The 14,844-nt window shown below is 70.8% G+C and carries 17 protein-coding genes and 5 tRNA genes; 5 read left to right on the top strand and 17 right to left on the bottom strand.

Features of this window, described 5'->3' with window-relative positions:
* Positions 1–32 precede the first annotated feature (32 nt).
* Positions 33–1,685 carry a DAK2 domain-containing protein gene (locus QT196_RS28545; RefSeq protein WP_290355959.1) on the bottom strand — a complete coding sequence of 551 codons (1,653 nt, stop codon included), beginning with the start codon at positions 1,683–1,685 and terminating at the stop codon, positions 33–35.
* 232 nt (positions 1,686–1,917) lie between these two features.
* Here QT196_RS28545 and rpmB point away from each other — a divergent pair, with 232 nt between their 5' ends.
* The gene (rpmB, locus tag QT196_RS28540) at positions 1,918–2,103 is read left to right on the top strand and encodes a 50S ribosomal protein L28 (protein ID WP_006602870.1); all 186 of its coding nucleotides are present in this window, start codon (positions 1,918–1,920) and stop codon (positions 2,101–2,103) included.
* A gap of 131 nt (positions 2,104–2,234) precedes the next feature.
* On the opposite strand, the gene thiD is transcribed toward rpmB, so the two are convergent.
* Positions 2,235–3,047 carry a bifunctional hydroxymethylpyrimidine kinase/phosphomethylpyrimidine kinase gene (gene thiD, locus QT196_RS28535; RefSeq protein ID WP_266733221.1) on the bottom strand — a complete coding sequence of 271 codons (813 nt, stop codon included), beginning with the start codon at positions 3,045–3,047 and terminating at the stop codon, positions 2,235–2,237.
* 73 nt (positions 3,048–3,120) lie between these two features.
* A complete protein-coding gene (locus QT196_RS28530; RefSeq protein ID WP_042149279.1) occupies positions 3,121–4,089 on the bottom strand; it encodes a thiamine-phosphate kinase in 969 nt (322 codons plus the stop codon).
* A gap of 158 nt (positions 4,090–4,247) precedes the next feature.
* Between QT196_RS28530 and QT196_RS28525 the strand changes: the two genes are divergently transcribed.
* Together QT196_RS28525 and QT196_RS28520 are read left to right on the top strand one after the other, a co-directional pair.
* The gene (locus QT196_RS28525; RefSeq protein WP_168481552.1) at positions 4,248–4,481 is read left to right on the top strand and encodes an Lrp/AsnC ligand binding domain-containing protein; all 234 of its coding nucleotides are present in this window, start codon (positions 4,248–4,250) and stop codon (positions 4,479–4,481) included.
* A 20-nt stretch (positions 4,482–4,501) separates the two neighbouring features.
* Complete coding sequence (locus QT196_RS28520; RefSeq protein ID WP_266733227.1) at positions 4,502–4,981, top strand: DUF3515 domain-containing protein; 480 nt, start codon at positions 4,502–4,504, stop codon at positions 4,979–4,981.
* Positions 4,982–5,038: 57 nt separating this feature from the next.
* On the opposite strand, the gene QT196_RS28515 is transcribed toward QT196_RS28520, so the two are convergent.
* The 3 genes from QT196_RS28515 to QT196_RS28505 all read right to left on the bottom strand — a co-directional run bounded on the left by QT196_RS28515 (position 5,039) and on the right by QT196_RS28505 (position 8,170).
* Entirely contained in the window at positions 5,039–6,175 is a 1,137-nt protein-coding gene (locus tag QT196_RS28515; protein ID WP_168481550.1) for a D-alanine--D-alanine ligase family protein, read from the bottom strand.
* Positions 6,176–6,305: 130 nt separating this feature from the next.
* Positions 6,306–7,307 (bottom strand): NAD(P)H-dependent glycerol-3-phosphate dehydrogenase, encoded by a 1,002-nt coding sequence (locus QT196_RS28510; RefSeq protein WP_290355958.1) that lies wholly within the window; start codon positions 7,305–7,307, stop codon positions 6,306–6,308.
* Positions 7,304–8,170: a lysophospholipid acyltransferase family protein gene (locus QT196_RS28505; RefSeq protein ID WP_168481548.1), complete on the bottom strand. Its 867-nt coding sequence runs from the start codon at positions 8,168–8,170 to the stop codon at positions 7,304–7,306. The genes QT196_RS28510 and QT196_RS28505 overlap by 4 nt, the downstream gene beginning before the upstream one ends.
* 141 nt (positions 8,171–8,311) lie before the next feature.
* Here QT196_RS28505 and cofC point away from each other — a divergent pair, with 141 nt between their 5' ends.
* Positions 8,312–9,025 carry a 2-phospho-L-lactate guanylyltransferase gene (gene cofC / locus QT196_RS28500; protein ID WP_290355957.1) on the top strand — a complete coding sequence of 238 codons (714 nt, stop codon included), beginning with the start codon at positions 8,312–8,314 and terminating at the stop codon, positions 9,023–9,025.
* Here the strand turns inward: cofC and QT196_RS28495 are convergent.
* The 5 genes from QT196_RS28495 to leuC form a co-directional block, all read right to left on the bottom strand.
* A complete protein-coding gene (locus tag QT196_RS28495) occupies positions 9,006–9,209 on the bottom strand; it encodes a hypothetical protein (protein ID WP_085925188.1) in 204 nt (67 codons plus the stop codon). The two genes, cofC and QT196_RS28495, sit on opposite strands and share 20 nt — an antisense overlap.
* Positions 9,210–9,360: 151 nt before the next feature.
* The gene (locus QT196_RS28490; RefSeq protein ID WP_168481547.1) at positions 9,361–10,011 is read right to left on the bottom strand and encodes an HU family DNA-binding protein; all 651 of its coding nucleotides are present in this window, start codon (positions 10,009–10,011) and stop codon (positions 9,361–9,363) included.
* 125 nt (positions 10,012–10,136) lie between these two features.
* Positions 10,137–10,382, bottom strand: a complete 246-nt coding sequence (locus QT196_RS28485; protein ID WP_168481546.1) for a hypothetical protein — start codon at positions 10,380–10,382, stop codon at positions 10,137–10,139.
* 136 nt (positions 10,383–10,518) lie between these two features.
* Entirely contained in the window at positions 10,519–11,112 is a 594-nt protein-coding gene (gene leuD / locus QT196_RS28480; RefSeq protein ID WP_168481545.1) for a 3-isopropylmalate dehydratase small subunit, read from the bottom strand.
* A gap of 3 nt (positions 11,113–11,115) precedes the next feature.
* On the bottom strand, positions 11,116–12,546 hold the full coding sequence (leuC, locus tag QT196_RS28475; protein WP_168481544.1) for a 3-isopropylmalate dehydratase large subunit: 1,431 nt from the start codon (positions 12,544–12,546) through the stop codon (positions 11,116–11,118).
* A 175-nt stretch (positions 12,547–12,721) separates the two neighbouring features.
* On the opposite strand from leuC, the gene ndgR reads away from it, so the two are divergent.
* Positions 12,722–13,438, top strand: a complete 717-nt coding sequence (gene ndgR, locus QT196_RS28470) for an IclR family transcriptional regulator NdgR (RefSeq protein ID WP_030982239.1) — start codon at positions 12,722–12,724, stop codon at positions 13,436–13,438.
* A gap of 99 nt (positions 13,439–13,537) precedes the next feature.
* Here the strand turns inward: ndgR and QT196_RS28465 are convergent, their stop codons facing one another.
* From QT196_RS28465 to QT196_RS28440, 6 genes are all read right to left on the bottom strand, one after another.
* Positions 13,538–14,020 (bottom strand): DUF4188 domain-containing protein, encoded by a 483-nt coding sequence (locus tag QT196_RS28465; protein WP_290355956.1) that lies wholly within the window; start codon positions 14,018–14,020, stop codon positions 13,538–13,540.
* A gap of 236 nt (positions 14,021–14,256) precedes the next feature.
* Positions 14,257–14,329, bottom strand: a tRNA-Glu gene (locus QT196_RS28460).
* A 40-nt stretch (positions 14,330–14,369) separates the two neighbouring features.
* Positions 14,370–14,441 (bottom strand) — tRNA-Gln (locus QT196_RS28455).
* A gap of 16 nt (positions 14,442–14,457) precedes the next feature.
* Positions 14,458–14,530: transfer RNA gene (locus tag QT196_RS28450), tRNA-Glu, on the bottom strand.
* 62 nt (positions 14,531–14,592) lie between these two features.
* Positions 14,593–14,665 (bottom strand) — tRNA-Glu (locus QT196_RS28445).
* A gap of 39 nt (positions 14,666–14,704) precedes the next feature.
* Positions 14,705–14,776, bottom strand: a tRNA-Gln gene (locus QT196_RS28440).
* Positions 14,777–14,844: the final 68 nt, after the last annotated feature.

The following is a 14,844-nucleotide window of genomic DNA, read 5'->3' as shown; positions in this document are numbered from 1 at the left end:
ACAATCGCGGTTCACTCACCGGTCCGGTGCGCTCACTCCACGCCGATGAGCAGCGGCGCCGCGTGCTGGCCGCCTTCGTAGACGACCGTGTCCACGGCGAGATGGCGCGCCCGCACATGCCGCTCCAGCCGCTCGGCGAGCCCGTCGGGGGCGTCCGCGCCGAGGACCAGGGTGACCATCTCGCCGCCCGCGGACAGCATCCGGTCGAGCACGGCCGTCGCGATACGGGTGAGGTCGGAGCCGATCACCACGACATCGCCGTCGATCAGGCCGAGCACGTCCCCGGCCTGGCAGACCCCGGCCATCGTCCACGACTGCCGCTCGGCGACCGCCAGCTCGGCGTAGCGGGTGGCGCCCGCGGCCGCGGTCATCGCGACCACGTCCTCGTCGAAGCTGCGGCCCGGTTCGTGCACGGCCAGCGCCGCGATCCCCTGCACGGCGGAGCGGGTGGGGATGAGCGCGACCCGTACGCCTTCGGTGCGGGCCTGTTCGGCGGCGGCCGCCGCGGTGTGCCGCAGGTCGGCGTCGTTCGGCAGCAGCATCACCTCACGGGCGTGCGCCTGCCGGATCGCCTGCACCAGTTCGCCGCTGGCGGGCGGCTCTCCGGGGCGTACGGCGACGGGTGTCGCGCCGGCCTCGGCGCAGAGTCCGGCGAGTCCGGGCCCCGGTACCACCGCGACCACGGCCCGCGCCGTCATGGCGGGCTCCTTGGCGCGGGTGACACCGCCGAAGTGTGTGATGCGGACCCGGTACGGGCGGCCCGCCTCGATGCCGGCCTCCACCGCGGCGCCCGCGTCGTCGACATGGACATGGACGTTCCACAGGCCGTCCCCGCCGACCACCACCAGGGAGTCGCCGAGCCCGTCGAGCCGGGTCCGCAGCCGCGCCACCGCCGCGTCCCCGGCCTCCAGCAAGTAGATCACCTCGAAGGCGGGCCCCTCCGGGCCACCGCGGCCGTTCGCGGCCGCCCGGTCCGCGACCTCGCAGCCGGCCGCCTCGGGCAGCGGGGCGTCGGCCCGTACGGCGACCGGTGTCGCCGAGACCTCCCCGGACAGCGCGTCGGCGAGCGCCCCGAGCAGTGCCACCAGGCCGCAGCCGCCGGCGTCCACCACACCGGCCCGGCCCAGGACCGCGAGCTGCCCCGGGGTGGCCTGGAGCGCGGTACGGGCACCTTCGTGGGCGGCGCGGGCGACCTCGGCGGCCTCCGCCCCGGCGGCCGCGGCGGCGGCCCGCTCCGCGGCGTCGGCGGCGGCGGTCGCGACCGTCAGGACGGTGCCCTCCACGGGGTGGGCGACAGCCTCGTACGTCGATGCGGCGGCCCGGCGCAGCGCCTGCCGCAGTGCGTCGGCCGAACCGTCGCCGGCCGCCAGCACCTCCGTCATCCCGCGCAGCAGCTGCGCCACGATCGTGCCGGAGTTGCCGCGCGCCCCGATGAGCGCGCCATGGGCCATGGCGCCGATCGCGTCGGCGAGGCAGGGTGCGGTCCCGGCCGAGGTGTGCCCGTCGAAGGCGGCCTCGACCGCGCGGGCGGCCGATTCGAGCGTCAGATAGAGGTTGGTGCCGGTGTCGCCGTCGGCCACCGGATAGACGTTGATGGCGTCGATCCGCTCGCGTTCCCGTCCGAGCGCCTCCAGAGCCAGCCCGCACCAGGAGCGGACCGCGGCGGCGTCGAGCGGGTACGGCACGTCGTCCTCCTGGGTCGCGGGATGCACCGCACAGTAGCCGCGCTCCGGCGGGACGGCCGGGGCGGGGGCCGGGAGGTGCGTGGTAGTTTCGTTCTACGGGAGCGGTCGTTGTATGCTGCTCCGGTTGCCCGATGAGAATCGGGCCATTCCTCTCCTGACGGTGCCGGTCGGGCAATGCACTCGGCTCGTTGGGATTTCACCGTAAGTGCATCTGAAGTCTTTGGAGTGACCCGTGGCTGCCAACTGCGACGTCTGCGGCAAGGGGCCGGGCTTCGGCAAGAGTGTCTCGCACTCGCATCGCCGTACCAACCGTCGTTGGAACCCCAACATCCAGACGGTTCGTGCAGTGATCGGGCGCACGCCTAAGAAGCTGAACGCCTGCACCTCGTGCATCAAGGCCGGCAAGGTCTCGCGCTGACGTCTTAGCCGTAGCGCAGCCCAGCCGGTTGCTTAGGAAGCCGGTCCACCTTCGGGTGGGCCGGCTTCTGCCGTTCCCGGGGACAGCTGCGGACCCCGGCGGCGTCCGGCCGCGCCGCCGCCGGGGCAAGGTCAGTGCGCGCCGCGCATACGCCAGCCGTGGTCCACGGGGCCGATCCCCGCGCCGAGCCGGAAGCCGGCCGCGAGGGCGCCGGTGACGTAGTCCTTCGCCGCTGCGGCGGCCTGCGGGACGGTGTCCCCCTTGGCGAGCTGCGCGGCAAGCGCGCCGGCGAGGGTGCAGCCGGTGCCGTGGGTGTGCCGGTTGTCGTGCCGGGGCGCGCGCAGCCAGTGCTCCTCGGTGCCGTCGGTGAGCAGATCGACGGCGCTGTCGGACCCGTCGCCGGCCGTCAGATGGCCGCCCTTGATGAGCGCCCAGCGCGGCCCGAAGTCCAGGATCGCGGCGGCCGCCCGCCGCATATCGGCCTCCCCCTCGACCCGTACGCCGGTCAGCTGGGCGACCTCGTCCAGGTTGGGGGTGGCGACGGTGGCCGTGGGGAGCAGGGCGCCGCGGACCGCGTCCAGCGCACTGGCGGCGAGCAGCGCATCGCCGTGCTTGGAGACCCCTACGGGGTCGATGACGACCGGGACCCGCAGTCCGGCGAGCAGCTCGGCGACGGTTTCGACGAGTTCGGCCGAGGAGAGCATGCCGGTCTTCACCGCCTGCACGCCGATGTCGTCGACGACGCTGCGGAACTGGGCCCGTACGGCCTCGGCGGGCAGCTCCCACGCGCCCTGCACGCCCAGGGAGTTCTGCGCGGTGACGGCGGTGACCACGCTCATACCGTGGGTGCCGAGCGCCAGCATCGTCTTCAGGTCGGCCTGGATGCCCGCGCCGCCGCCGGAGTCGGAGCCGGCGACGGTCAGGACGCGTGGAGGTGGGTGCATACGCCGAATCTACTCGGCGGCACCCCGAGGTCCTGCGGGCGCCCGTAGGGGGCCGCCCGTATCCCGCGCGGAACTAGTCGGCGTCCCCGTTGTCGCCGAAGTGGTCCCAGCCGGCCTTCACCCACGGGGCGCCGTCCACCGTCACCTGGGGCAGCGCGGAGGGGTGGAGCACCTCGCCGATGACCTTCCACCGGGCGGGCAGCTTCACATCGGGCGGGAAGGTGGCCACGATCGCGTGATCTTCACCGCCGTTGAGCACCCACTGCATCGGGTCCACGCCGACCGCGGTGCCGATGTCGGACATCTGCGTGGGGATGTCGATGCCCGCGGACCGCAGATCGATCCGGACCTTGCTGGCCTCGGCGATGTGCCCGAGGTCGGCGACCAGCCCGTCGCTGACGTCGGTCATGGCGGTGGCGCCGAGTCCGGCCGCCGCCGGGCCCGCGTGGTACGGCGGCTCGGGGCGGCGGTGGGCCTCCACGAAGGCGCGCGGCGAGCGGAAGCCGCGGGAGAGGACGGCGTGCCCGGCGGCGGACCAGCCGAGCCAACCGGTCACCGCGACCACGTCGCCGGGCTGGGCACCGGCCCGGGTGACCGGCTCCTGATTGCGCAGATCGCCGAGCGCGGTGATGGCGACGGTGATGGTCTCGCCGCGTACGACGTCGCCGCCGACCACCGCGGCGCCCGCCACCTGGCATTCGTCGCGCAGCCCGTCCATCAGCTCGGTCGGCCAGGTCGCGGGGAGGTCCGCGGGGACGACCAGGCCGAGCAGGATCGCGGTGGGCACCGCGCCCATCGCCGCGATGTCGGCGAGGTTCTGCGCGGCGGCCTTGCGGCCGACGTCGTAGGCGGTGGACCAGTCGCGCCTGAAGTGCCGGCCTTCCAGGAGGATGTCGGTGCTGGCGACCACCCTCCGGTCCGGCGCGGTGACCACCGCGGCGTCGTCACCCGGCCCGATCCGTACGGCCGGGGTGGAGGTGAGCCGGGAGGTGAGCTCCCTGATCAGCCCGAACTCCCCCAGCTCGCCCACGGTGCCCTTCATGCTGTTGCCCTTCCCATGTGTACGGACGGTCCGTACGTGGCTGACGACTGTGCCGCACTTGCCGAGTTCACCGCGCGGGTCTCCCCGCTCCGCACGGTGACGCGGTACCGTGGCGTCCCTTCTTCCCACATGATCCTCGTAGCCGCCCTGGAGGTTCCGTGGTACAGGCCTACATCCTGATCCAGACCGAGGTCGGCAAGGCCTCGGCGGTAGCTGAGGTGATCTCCAAGATCCACGGCGTGCTTCAGGCCGAGGACGTGACCGGGCCCTATGACGTCATCGTGCGCGCCGAGGCCGGCACCGTCGACGAGCTGGGCCGCATGGTGGTCGCGAAGGTCCAGCAAGTGGACGGCATCACCCGCACCCTTACCTGCCCGGTCGTGCATCTCTAGCTCCCCGTATCCTCGGCCGGGTGATCTCTGCACGCCAACGGCACCTGGCCCTCACCGCGCTCACCGTGCTGTTCGTCGCGCTGAGCTGCTCCCCTTCCGAGGACGTGGCCGTCCCCTCCCCCAAGGGGGCGGCGGCGCGGTACTGCACGGCGCTCCACGCGCAGTTGCCGCAGACCGTGGACGGGCTGGAGCGGGCCACCGCCCGGCCGGTCTCCGACTTCACTGCCATGTGGGGCGATCCTGCCGTGAAACTGCGCTGCGGGGTACCGAAGCCCGACGTCCTGACGCACGGGAGTGAACATTACAACCCCTCCGCCAACGCGGCGGAAGTCAACGGGGTCAGCTGGCTCTTCGAGAAGCAGGACGACGGGTACCGCTTCACGACCGTGCTGCGCAAGGCTCATGTCGAGGTGACCGTGCCCGGGAAGTACGCCCCCGAGGTCAATGCGCTCACCGACCTCGCGGACGCCGTGAAGAAGACCGTTCCCGTAGGGGTCTAGGGTTCCGGCGCCGGTCCGCCGGGGCTGGACGGGACCGGCCCCGGGAACCGGCGTGGCTCAGCGCAGCCCCGTGGAGCGGTGCAGCGCGGCCTGGAGGAGCCGGTCGATCAGCTCCGGGTAGCTCACGCCGCTCTCCTGCCACATCCGCGGGTACATCGAGATGGGCGTGAATCCGGGCAGCGTGTTGATCTCGTTGATCACGAACTCGCCGTTGTCCTGAAGGAAGAAGTCCGCGCGCACCAGGCCCTCGCAGGACGCCGCGTCGAAGGCCGCGACCGCCAGTTCCTGGACCTTCGCGGTCTGCTCGGCGGTCAGCGGCGCGGGCACGATCCCGGCGGCCGAGTCGATGTACTTGGCCTCGAAGTCGTAGAAGTCGTGCGCGGTGACCGGCGGGATCTCGGCCGGCACGCTGGCCCGCGGGCCGTCCTCGAACTCCAGCACCCCGCACTCGATCTCGCGGCCGCGCAGCAGCGACTCGACGAGGATCTTGGGGTCGTGGCGGCGGGCCTCCTCGATCGCCTCGTCCAGGCCGCCGAGGTCGTTGACCTTGGTGATGCCCATGGACGAGCCGGCCCGCGCGGGCTTCACGAAGAGCGGCCAGCCGTGCTCCGCGGCGAAGTCCACGATCTTCCGGCGGGCGGCCGCCGGATCCGCTTCCCACTCCCGCGGGCGGATGACCTCGTACGGGCCGACCGGCAGCCCGAAGGAGGTGAACACCCGCTTCATGTAGTCCTTGTCCTGGCCGACGGCGGAGGCGAGCACGCCCGAACCGACGTAGGGCACCCCGGAGAGCTCCAGCAGCCCCTGGAGGGTGCCGTCCTCCCCGTAGGGGCCGTGCAGGACGGGGAAGACGACGTCGACCTCGCCGAGCGCCTTGGGCACCGAGCCCGGCTCGCTGTAGACGACCTCGCGGTTGGTCGGGTCGACCGGGAGCACCACGGCGCCCTCGGTGGACTCGGCGAGCGCGGCCACGGTGGGCAGCTGCCGGTCCGCGATGGCCATCCGCTCGGGATCGTCGGCGGTCAGCGCCCAGCGGCCGTCCGTGGTGATGCCGATGGGCAGCACGTCGTACTTCTCACGGTCGATGGCGCGCAGCACGGCGCCGGCCGTGAGCACGGAGATGGCGTGCTCGGAGCTGCGGCCGCCGAACACGACGGCGACGCGGGGCTTGTGGTGGGAGGTCTCGCTGCTCATATCGGGTTGAGGGTACCTGCTGACCGGCACGGAGTCAGTGCTGCGGCGGCCGTTGGTGGCGTCGCGCCCGGGTGCCGCGCGTCACGGGCCCCCGGGCGAACGGCGCCGGACCGCCGCATTCCGTACGGTTTCAGTGCCGCTCGGACTTGGCGCTGCGCGACATCAGGTCCTTGAGGGCGACCATCGGCGGCTTGCCCTCGTGGACGATCTCCACGACCGTCTCGGTGAGCGGCATGTCGACACCGTGCCTGCGGGCCAGATCCAGCACGGATTCGCAGGACTTGACGCCCTCGGCAGTCTGCTTGGTGACCGCGATGGTCTCCTGGAGCGTCATGCCCCGGCCGAGGTTGGTGCCGAAGGTGTTGTTGCGCGACAGCGGCGAGGAGCAGGTGGCGACCAGGTCGCCCATACCGGCCAGGCCCGCGAAGGTATGCGCGTCGGCGCCCATGGCGAGGCCGAGCCGGGTGGTCTCGGCGAGACCGCGGGTGATCAGGGACGCCTTGGCGTTGTCGCCCAGGCCCATTCCCGTGGCGATGCCGACGGCGAGCGCGATGACGTTCTTGACCGCGCCGCCCAGTTCACAGCCCACCACGTCGGTGTTGGTGTACGGGCGGAAGTACGCGGTGTGGCAGGCGGCCTGGAAGCGCCGGGCGACCGCCTCGTCGGCGCAGGCCACGACCGCGGTGGCGGGCTGCCGGGCGGCGACCTCCTTGGCGAGGTTGGGGCCGGTCAGCACCGCGACCCGCTCCGCGGGCACCTTGGCGACCTCCTCGATGACCTCGCTCATGCGCTTGGCCGTGCCCAGTTCGACGCCCTTCATCAGGGAGACCAGGACCGTGCCGGCGGGCAGCATGGGCGCCCATTCGGCGAGATTGCCGCGCAGTGTCTGGGCGGGGACGGCCAGTACGGCGAACTCCGCACCGCGCGCCGCTTCCGCCGGGTCGGTGGTGGCCCGTACGGACGCGGGCAGCTCGACCCCCGGCAGGTAGTCGGGGTTCGTACGGCCGCTGTTGATGGCGTCGACCAGGGCAGCGCGGCGCCCCCACAGGGTCACCTCGCAGCCCGCGTCGGCGAGCACCATCGCGAAGGCGGTCCCCCAGGACCCCGTGCCGTAGACGGCGCAGCGCGTCACTTGCTTTCATCCTCCTGTGCCTGCTGGGTGCTTCGGGCCTGCTGCGGGCCGACGGCCGGTTCGGTGGCGGCGGCCGGTTCGGCGGGGGTCGGGTCCGCTCCGGCGCCCTGGGTGGCCTTGGCGGCTTCCCGGGCGGCGCGGCGCTCCCGGGCGATCGCCTTGCGCCAGTCGTGCGGTTCGACCGGCACGGGCTCGCCGCGGACGACGGCCAGCTGCTCGGTGATCGCGGTCATGATGACTTCGGTGGCGGCCCGCAGTACCTCGGCGGTCGGTTCCCGGTCGTAGAAGGCGCTCAGGTCGACCGGCGGCCCGGCCTGTACCCGCAGTGTCTTGCGCGGGAAGAGCTGGAGCTTCTTCTCCTTGGCGTACGGCGGCATCGCGTCGTTGGCGCCCCACTGCGCGACGGGAATGACCGGCGCCCTCGTCAGCAGCGCCACCCGCGCGGCACCCGTCTTGCCCTGCATGGGCCACAGGTCGGGGTCGCGGGTCAGGGTGCCCTCGGGGTAGAAGGCGACGCATTCGCCCTTCTCGATGGCGGTGACGGCGGCGCGGAACGCGTTGGCGGCGTCGGTGGTTTCCCGGTAGACGGGGATCTGTCCGGTGCCGCGCATCATCAGGCCGACAAAGCCGCTCTTGAAGAGTCCGGCCTTGGCGAGGAATCGGGGGACCCGCCCGGTGTTGTACTGATAGTGCGCATAGGAGAGCGGATCGAGATACGAGTTGTGGTTGACCGCGGTGATAAATCCGCCGTCGGCCGGAATGTGCTCCATTCCCTGCCAGTCCCGCTTGAACAGAACCAGGAGCGGCGGTTTGCAGATGACCGCGGCCAAGCGGTACCAGAAGCCGATTCTGCGGCGGGACACTGGGACACCCTCCTTGTGGGGACCTGCGTAGCTGCTGCGGGCCGGCAGCCGCACAAGTGTCGCCCCAGGTACCCGCTATGTCGAGGACACCGTAACCCCGACGCTCCCGGAGAGCGGCGGCGGCAGGTGAGAATAACGCCGATGCGACGAGACGGAGCGGATGTGGGCTGGAGCCTGGTGGTGCCGCTGAAGCCGCTGGCGCGGGCCAAGAGCAGGCTCTCCCGGGCCGCGGGCGAGGAGTTCCGGCCCCGGCTGGCCCTGGCGTTCGCCCTGGACACCGTGACAGCGGCGCTGGCCTGCGAGAACGTCCAGGATGTGGCGGTTGTCACGGATGACCGGCTGGCCGCTGAGCGGCTGGCGGCGCTGGGCGCGCGGATCGTGCCCGACACACCGGCCCGCGGCCTCAACGCGGCGCTGGCCCATGGAGCGGGCGCGGTCCGGGCGCGTCGTCCGGGCGCGCCGGTCGCCGCGCTGAACGCCGATCTGCCCGCGCTGCGCCCCGCCGAGCTGGAACTGGTGCTCCATTCCGCTTCGCTATTTCCCCGCGCATTTCTCGCGGATGCGGCGGATATCGGGACAACACTTCTGACCGCGACTTCCGGCCGGGAATTGGAACCGGCATTCGGAGGCGCCTCACGGGCCCGTCACCTGGCGTCCGGAGCGCAGGAGATCACCGGCCCGGAGGCGCCGTCGGTACGCCGGGACGTGGACACCGGCGAGGATCTGCTGGCCGCGCTGGCGCTGGGCGTGGGCCCGCACACGGCGCTCCAGGCGCCGCGGCTGGTGGCGGGGGCGGCCGCGCCGGAGGGGTCGGAGCGGCTGCCGCCGCCGCAGGTCAGAGCGTCTGGAGCGTGATCAGGACGATCCTGCGGTCGTCGCCTTCGCCGGTGAGGTCGATCCGGACCCGCTGACCGGGCCGCAGCAGCAGCAGGCCGCCGGCGTCGAAGGCCGCCGCGTCGAAGGGCATCGGGGTGCCGTCGTCCAGCAGCACACTGCCGGAGCGGGTCTCGGAGTCGTACGTATACGCGGTGGCCTGCATGGGAGAGAGCCTAGACGAGGGGGTCCCGGGCCCCTCCGGCCGCCCGTACGGCGGTGGGAAGGGACCTGCGGCCCGCTCAAACGGCGCCGGACGCACCGCGGGCCGGGCTCCCCGAAGGGAGACCGGCCCCACGCGTGGCGTCGCCGCCGAATTACCGCTTACGGGCGGTGGTCTTCTTGGCGGTGGTCTTGCGTGCCGTGGCCTTCTTCGCGGGGGCCTTCTTCGCCGTCGTCTTCTTCGCGGGGGCGGTCTTCTTCGCCGTCGCCTTCTTCGCGGTGGTCTTCTTCGCCGTGGTCTTCTTGGCGGCGGCCTTCGTGGCGGGAGCCTTCTTCGCCGTCGTCTTCTTCGCGGTGGTCTTCTTCGCCGCGGTGGTCTTCTTCGCCGCTGCCTTCTTCGCCGTCGTCTTCTTGGCGGCGGCCTTCTTGGCGGTGGCCTTCTTCGCGGCAGCCTTCTTGATGGCGGTACCGCCGGTGAGGCTGCCCTTGGGAGCCTTCTTGACGGAGACCTCGCCACCCTTGGGGAGCTTCTTCGAGCCGCTCACCAGGTCCTTGAAGCCCTGACCGGCGCGGAAGCGCGGCACCGAGGTCTTCTTGACCCGCACGCGCTCACCCGTCTGCGGGTTGCGGGCATAGCGGGCCGGGCGGTCAACCTTCTCGAACGAGCCGAATCCGGTGACCGAAACGCGGTCGCCGGAGACAACTGAACGGACGATTGCGTCCAGTACGGCGTCCACCGCGTCCGCGGCGTTCTGACGGCCGCCGAGCTTGTCGGCAATGGCTTCTACGAGCTGCGCCTTGTTCACGTCTTCCCCTTCGGAGACATTGCTGGAACGAAAGATTCCAAGCTTTTTCGCACGTTAGGCAGATATATACCGCAAATCAAACACGAAACGGGCTAATCACCCTTGTGCCGCAACGAAGTCGACCTTCACGGACTTCCGCCGGTGTGCACATCTTCGGGATAACGACCTTCGCCGAGGTCAGCCATGAAGCACTCCAGACGCCTTGCCGCGTCCGCAAGATCGTGTTTAGCCGCGGCCGTGATGACGAGCAGCTTCCGGGTCAGCGCCATCCGTACGCCCTCCGGGACTTGCAGTGTCCGCACTCTTGTATGTGCGTCCTTGAGCCGGTCGGCGACAAGACCGTAGAGCTCGAGTTGGTCGTCGCGTTCCATGCGCTAATTGTGCCATCTGCGGCGAGTTGTCGCTTCACGGGGCCTCAACAGCCGCCTCGACACGACGATGCGCCCCCTGCCAACTGCACAGGGGGCGCATCGTACGCAATATAGCTTTGAGCCATAAAACCCGAGGTCAGACCTCGATGGTACGCGGCTTGAACGACGGCCGGTTCGCCTCGTACTCCACGATGGACGACTCCTCCCGAAGGGTGAGGCTGATGTCGTCCAGCCCCTCCAGCAGGCGCCAACGGGCGTTCTCGTCCAGCTCGAAGTCGGCGGTGACGCCCTCGGCGCGCACCTGCCGGCCGACCAGGTCCACCGTCACCTCGGCGGCCGGGTCGTTCTCCACCAGCGTCTGGAGCCGGTCGACGGTCTCCTGCGGCAGGACCACCGTCAGCAGCCCGTTCTTGAGGGAGTTGCCACGGAAGATGTCGGCGAACCGCGAGGAGATGACAGCCTTGAAGCCGAAGTTCTGAAGCGCCCAGACGGCGTGCTCACGGGAGGAGCCGGTACCGAAGTCGGGGCCGGCGACCAGCACCGTGGCGCCCTGGTAACGCTCCTGGTTGAGGACGAACTGCGGGTCCTTGCGCCAGGCCTCGAACAGCCCGTCCTCGAACCCGTCGCGGGTGACCTTCTTCAGCCAGTGGGCCGGGATGATCTGGTCGGTGTCGACGTTGCTGCGGCGCAGCGGGACGGCCCGGCCGGTGTGGGTGGTGAAAGCTTCCATGGTTCAGACTCCCGCGGGCGTGGCGACGGCGACATCGGACAGATCGGCCGGTGAGGCCAGATGGCCGAGAACCGCTGTTGCGGCGGCGACCTGCGGTGAGACCAGGTGCGTACGACCGCCCTTGCCCTGCCGGCCCTCGAAGTTGCGGTTGGAGGTGGACGCGGAGCGCTCACCGGGAGCCAGCTGGTCGGGGTTCATCCCCAGGCACATCGAGCAGCCCGCGTGCCGCCATTCGGCGCCCGCCGCGGTGAAGACCTTGTCCAGTCCCTCGGCGACGGCCTCCAGGGAGACCCGGACCGAGCCGGGGACGATCAGCACCCGTACGCCGTCGGCGACCTTGCGGCCTTCCAGGATCCCGGCCGCGGAGCGCAGGTCCTCGATACGGCCGTTGGTGCACGAACCTACGAAGACTGTGTCCACCTTGATGTCCCGCAGCGGCTGACCCGCCGTCAACCCCATGTACTCCAGGGCCTTTTCGGCGGCGAAGCGCTCCGAGGCGTCCTCGTACGAAGCCGGGTCGGGGACGCTCGCCGAAAGCGGCGCGCCCTGGCCGGGGTTGGTGCCCCAGGTGACGAACGGCGAGAGCGCGGAGGCGTCGATGCGCACCTCGGCGTCGAAGACCGCGTCGTCGTCGGTGCGCAGCGTCTTCCAGTACGCGACCGCGGCGTCCCAGTCCTCGCCCTGCGGGGCGTGGTCACGGCCCTGGAGGTAGCCGAAGGTGGTCTCGTCGGGGGCGATCATGCCCGCCCGGGCGCCCGCCTCGATCGACATGTTGCAGATGGTCATCCGGGCTTCCATCGACAGCTTCTCGATGGCCGAACCGCGGTATTCCAGGACATAGCCCTGGCCGCCGCCGGTGCCGATCCGGGCGATGATCGCCAGGATCAGGTCCTTGGCGGTGACACCGTCGGGCAGCTCACCGTCGACGGTGATCGCCATGGTTTTGAAGGGGGCCAGCGGCAGCGTCTGGGTGGCCAGCACATGTTCGACCTGGCTGGTGCCGATGCCGAACGCCAGCGCGCCGAAGGCTCCGTGGGTGGAGGTATGACTGTCACCGCAGACCACGGTGGTACCGGGCTGGGTCAGTCCCAACTGCGGTCCCACGACGTGGACAACGCCCTGCTCGACATCACCCAGCGGGTGCAGCCGGACCCCGAACTCCGCGCAGTTCTTGCGCAGCGTCTCCAGCTGGGTGCGGGAGACCGGGTCGGCGATCGGCTTGTCGATGTCGAGGGTCGGGGTGTTGTGATCCTCGGTGGCGATGGTCAGGTCCGTCCGGCGCACCTGGCGGCCGGCCTTGCGGAGGCCGTCGAACGCCTGCGGGCTGGTGACCTCGTGCAGCAGGTGCAGATCGATGAAGAGGAGGTCGGGCTCGCCTTCCGCGCGCCGGACGACATGGTCGTCCCAGACCTTCTCCGCGAGTGTCCGTCCCATCGCTTTCCCTCCGACCGGCCGCATTGCCGGCCTTTCCTCGTCCGTGCGCGATGCCCGCAGATATCCCCTTGCCGGGCCGTACGCCGGGCCCTGGTCGAGGGCCACACCTACAGATTGACGACTTCCCTGGAAAATTGAACTTGCGTTTCACAGTGTGAGACGCGAGTATCGTTGCATGGACAACTCTAGCGGCGTCGGCGTTCTCGACAAGGCAGCTCTGGTTTTGAGTGCCCTGGAGTCCGGTCCGGCCACCCTCGCCGGGCTGGTCGCGGCGACAGGGCTCGCACGACCCACGGCCCACCGGCTGGCCGTGGCACTGGAACACCACCGGATGGTGGCGAGGGACATGCAGGGCCGGTTCATCCTGGGCCCGCGGCTCTCCGAGCTGGCCGCGGCGGCCGGCGAGGACCGCCTGCTGGCCACGGCGGGCCCGGTACTCACCCACCTGCGCGATGTGACCGGCGAGAGCGCCCAGCTCTATCGCCGGCAGGGCGATATGCGGATCTGTGTGGCGGCGGCGGAGCGGCTGTCCGGATTGCGGGACACCGTCCCGGTCGGCTCCACGCTCCCCATGAAGGCGGGCTCGGCCGCCCAGATCCTGATGGCCTGGGAGGAGCCCGAGCGGCTGCACCGCGGCCTCCAGGGCGCGCGCTTCACGGCCACCGCGCTGTCCGGCGTACGGCGCCGGGGCTGGGCCCAGTCGATCGGCGAGCGGGAGCCGGGCGTGGCCTCGGTCTCCGCCCCCGTACGCGGCCCCTCGAACCGCGTGGTGGCCTCCGTATCGGTCTCCGGCCCGATCGAGCGGCTGACCCGCCACCCGGGCCGGATGCACGCCCAGGCGGTCATCGACGCGGCGGCCCGCCTCTCCGAGGGTCTGCGGCGCACCGGCTGAGCACTCCGGGCGGGCCGGGACAGGCGCCGCTATTGATTACGGCCGCCATGCCGAGGGGCGGCCCCGCACGGACAGTCCGCACGGGGCCGCCCCGGGCACTCAGGCCGCCATCCGGTCCGCGGCCCGCTCCCCGCGGCGGCCGACCGGCACCGTCCCCAGCGCCTCCCCCAGCCCGAACGACGGCATATTGACGTAGACGCTCTCGTACGAGCCCGCCGGGACGACATAGGTCTCGTGCCAGAAGCCGACCCTGTTCCGCCCCTCCCGCACCCGCCGGTTGAACGCCGCCCAGGCCGGCCGGTGCTCGCCGTCCTGGTCCGTGGCGTAGGCGAACAGCTTCTCCTTCGAGTCCCAGTACTGGAGGACGGCGAAGTGCCTGGGCAGTCCGGGCAGCAGCCGGTAGCCGATCATCCCGCTGTCCGGATCCCGGGCCAGCTCCTTGATCATGCGCGGCATGGCGAGGAACACCGGCAGCCAACTGCTCACCGCACGCCAGCTGTTGAAGCGCATCCCGATGAGGAAGACCACCACCTCCCGGCCACCGTCCGCCGTCATCCGTCCCTGCACCGGCTTGCCGCTCATGGCGGCCCCCTTCCGACACCGGATAGCGTCGCTATCCATATTTAGATAGTGACACTCCCCAAGGGGAGCCGCAAGGGGTAGGCATCTGACGGAGCCGGGCGGGCACAGCGGGGCCATCGCCAAGGAATACCTGCACGAGGGACCACCGCCGCGTCGGCACAGTCCAACCGGGGCCGCGGAAGCGGCAGTTGACACGAAAAGGCCCCCCGCATGACGCGGGGGGCCTTCTCTTCCTGTACCCCCGACCGGATTCGAACCGGCGCTACCGCCTTGAGAGGGCGGCGTGCTAGGCCGCTACACAACGGGGGCAAGTTTTCTTGCAGTTGGGAGTCTCCGAGGACACTCCGCGCTGGGCTACCAGGACTCGAACCTAGACTAACGGAACCAGAAACCGTCGTGCTGCCAATTACACCATAGCCCATGGTGGTTTAGACCAGTACCCCCGACCGGATTCGAACCGGCGCTACCGCCTTGAGAGGGCGGCGTGCTAGGCCGCTACACAACGGGGGCCCTAGCGATCCTGCATGAACGACAGTGGGTGCGACCCGGACTGTCCCCCTGGGAAGGATCTGTACCCCCGACCGGATTCGAACCGGCGCTACCGCCTTGAGAGGGCGGCGTGCTAGGCCGCTACACAACGGGGGCGTGTGCAGAGAGACTCTGCGTGCAGATGAGCTCTGCGAGCTGGCCTACCAGGACTCGAACCTAGACTAACGGAACCAGAAACCGTCGTGCTGCCAATTACACCATAGGCCATCAAAACACAACCCCCCGCAGGGGGCTTGATTTGATCTGCGCTTCCCGGCCCGGCCTTTCGGCCCTCT

The sequence above is a fragment of the Streptomyces sp. P9-2B-2 genome, assembly GCF_030406865.1.
GTDB lineage: Bacteria > Actinomycetota > Actinomycetes > Streptomycetales > Streptomycetaceae > Streptomyces > Streptomyces platensis.
Note: the sequence above shows the minus strand (reverse complement) of the source record. Positions and strands in the feature narration are given on the sequence as shown.

Bases quoted from the DNA above. Each gene is read 5' to 3' on its own strand.
- thiD (WP_266733221.1), bottom strand. From the start codon at position 3,047: ATGCACCCACCTCCACGCGTCCTGACCGTCGCCGGCTCCGACTCCGGC.
- QT196_RS28530 (WP_042149279.1), bottom strand. From the start codon at position 4,089: ATGAAGGGCACCGTGGGCGAGCTGGGGGAGTTCGGGCTGATCAGGGAG.
- QT196_RS28515 (WP_168481550.1), bottom strand. From the start codon at position 6,175: ATGAGCAGCGAGACCTCCCACCACAAGCCCCGCGTCGCCGTCGTGTTC.
- cofC (WP_290355957.1), top strand. From the start codon at position 8,312: ATGCGACGAGACGGAGCGGATGTGGGCTGGAGCCTGGTGGTGCCGCTG.
- QT196_RS28495 (WP_085925188.1), bottom strand. From the start codon at position 9,209: ATGCAGGCCACCGCGTATACGTACGACTCCGAGACCCGCTCCGGCAGT.
- QT196_RS28485 (WP_168481546.1), bottom strand. From the start codon at position 10,382: ATGGAACGCGACGACCAACTCGAGCTCTACGGTCTTGTCGCCGACCGG.
- leuD (WP_168481545.1), bottom strand. From the start codon at position 11,112: ATGGAAGCTTTCACCACCCACACCGGCCGGGCCGTCCCGCTGCGCCGC.
- leuC (WP_168481544.1), bottom strand. From the start codon at position 12,546: ATGGGACGGACACTCGCGGAGAAGGTCTGGGACGACCATGTCGTCCGG.
- ndgR (WP_030982239.1), top strand. From the start codon at position 12,722: ATGGACAACTCTAGCGGCGTCGGCGTTCTCGACAAGGCAGCTCTGGTT.
- QT196_RS28465 (WP_290355956.1), bottom strand. From the start codon at position 14,020: ATGAGCGGCAAGCCGGTGCAGGGACGGATGACGGCGGACGGTGGCCGG.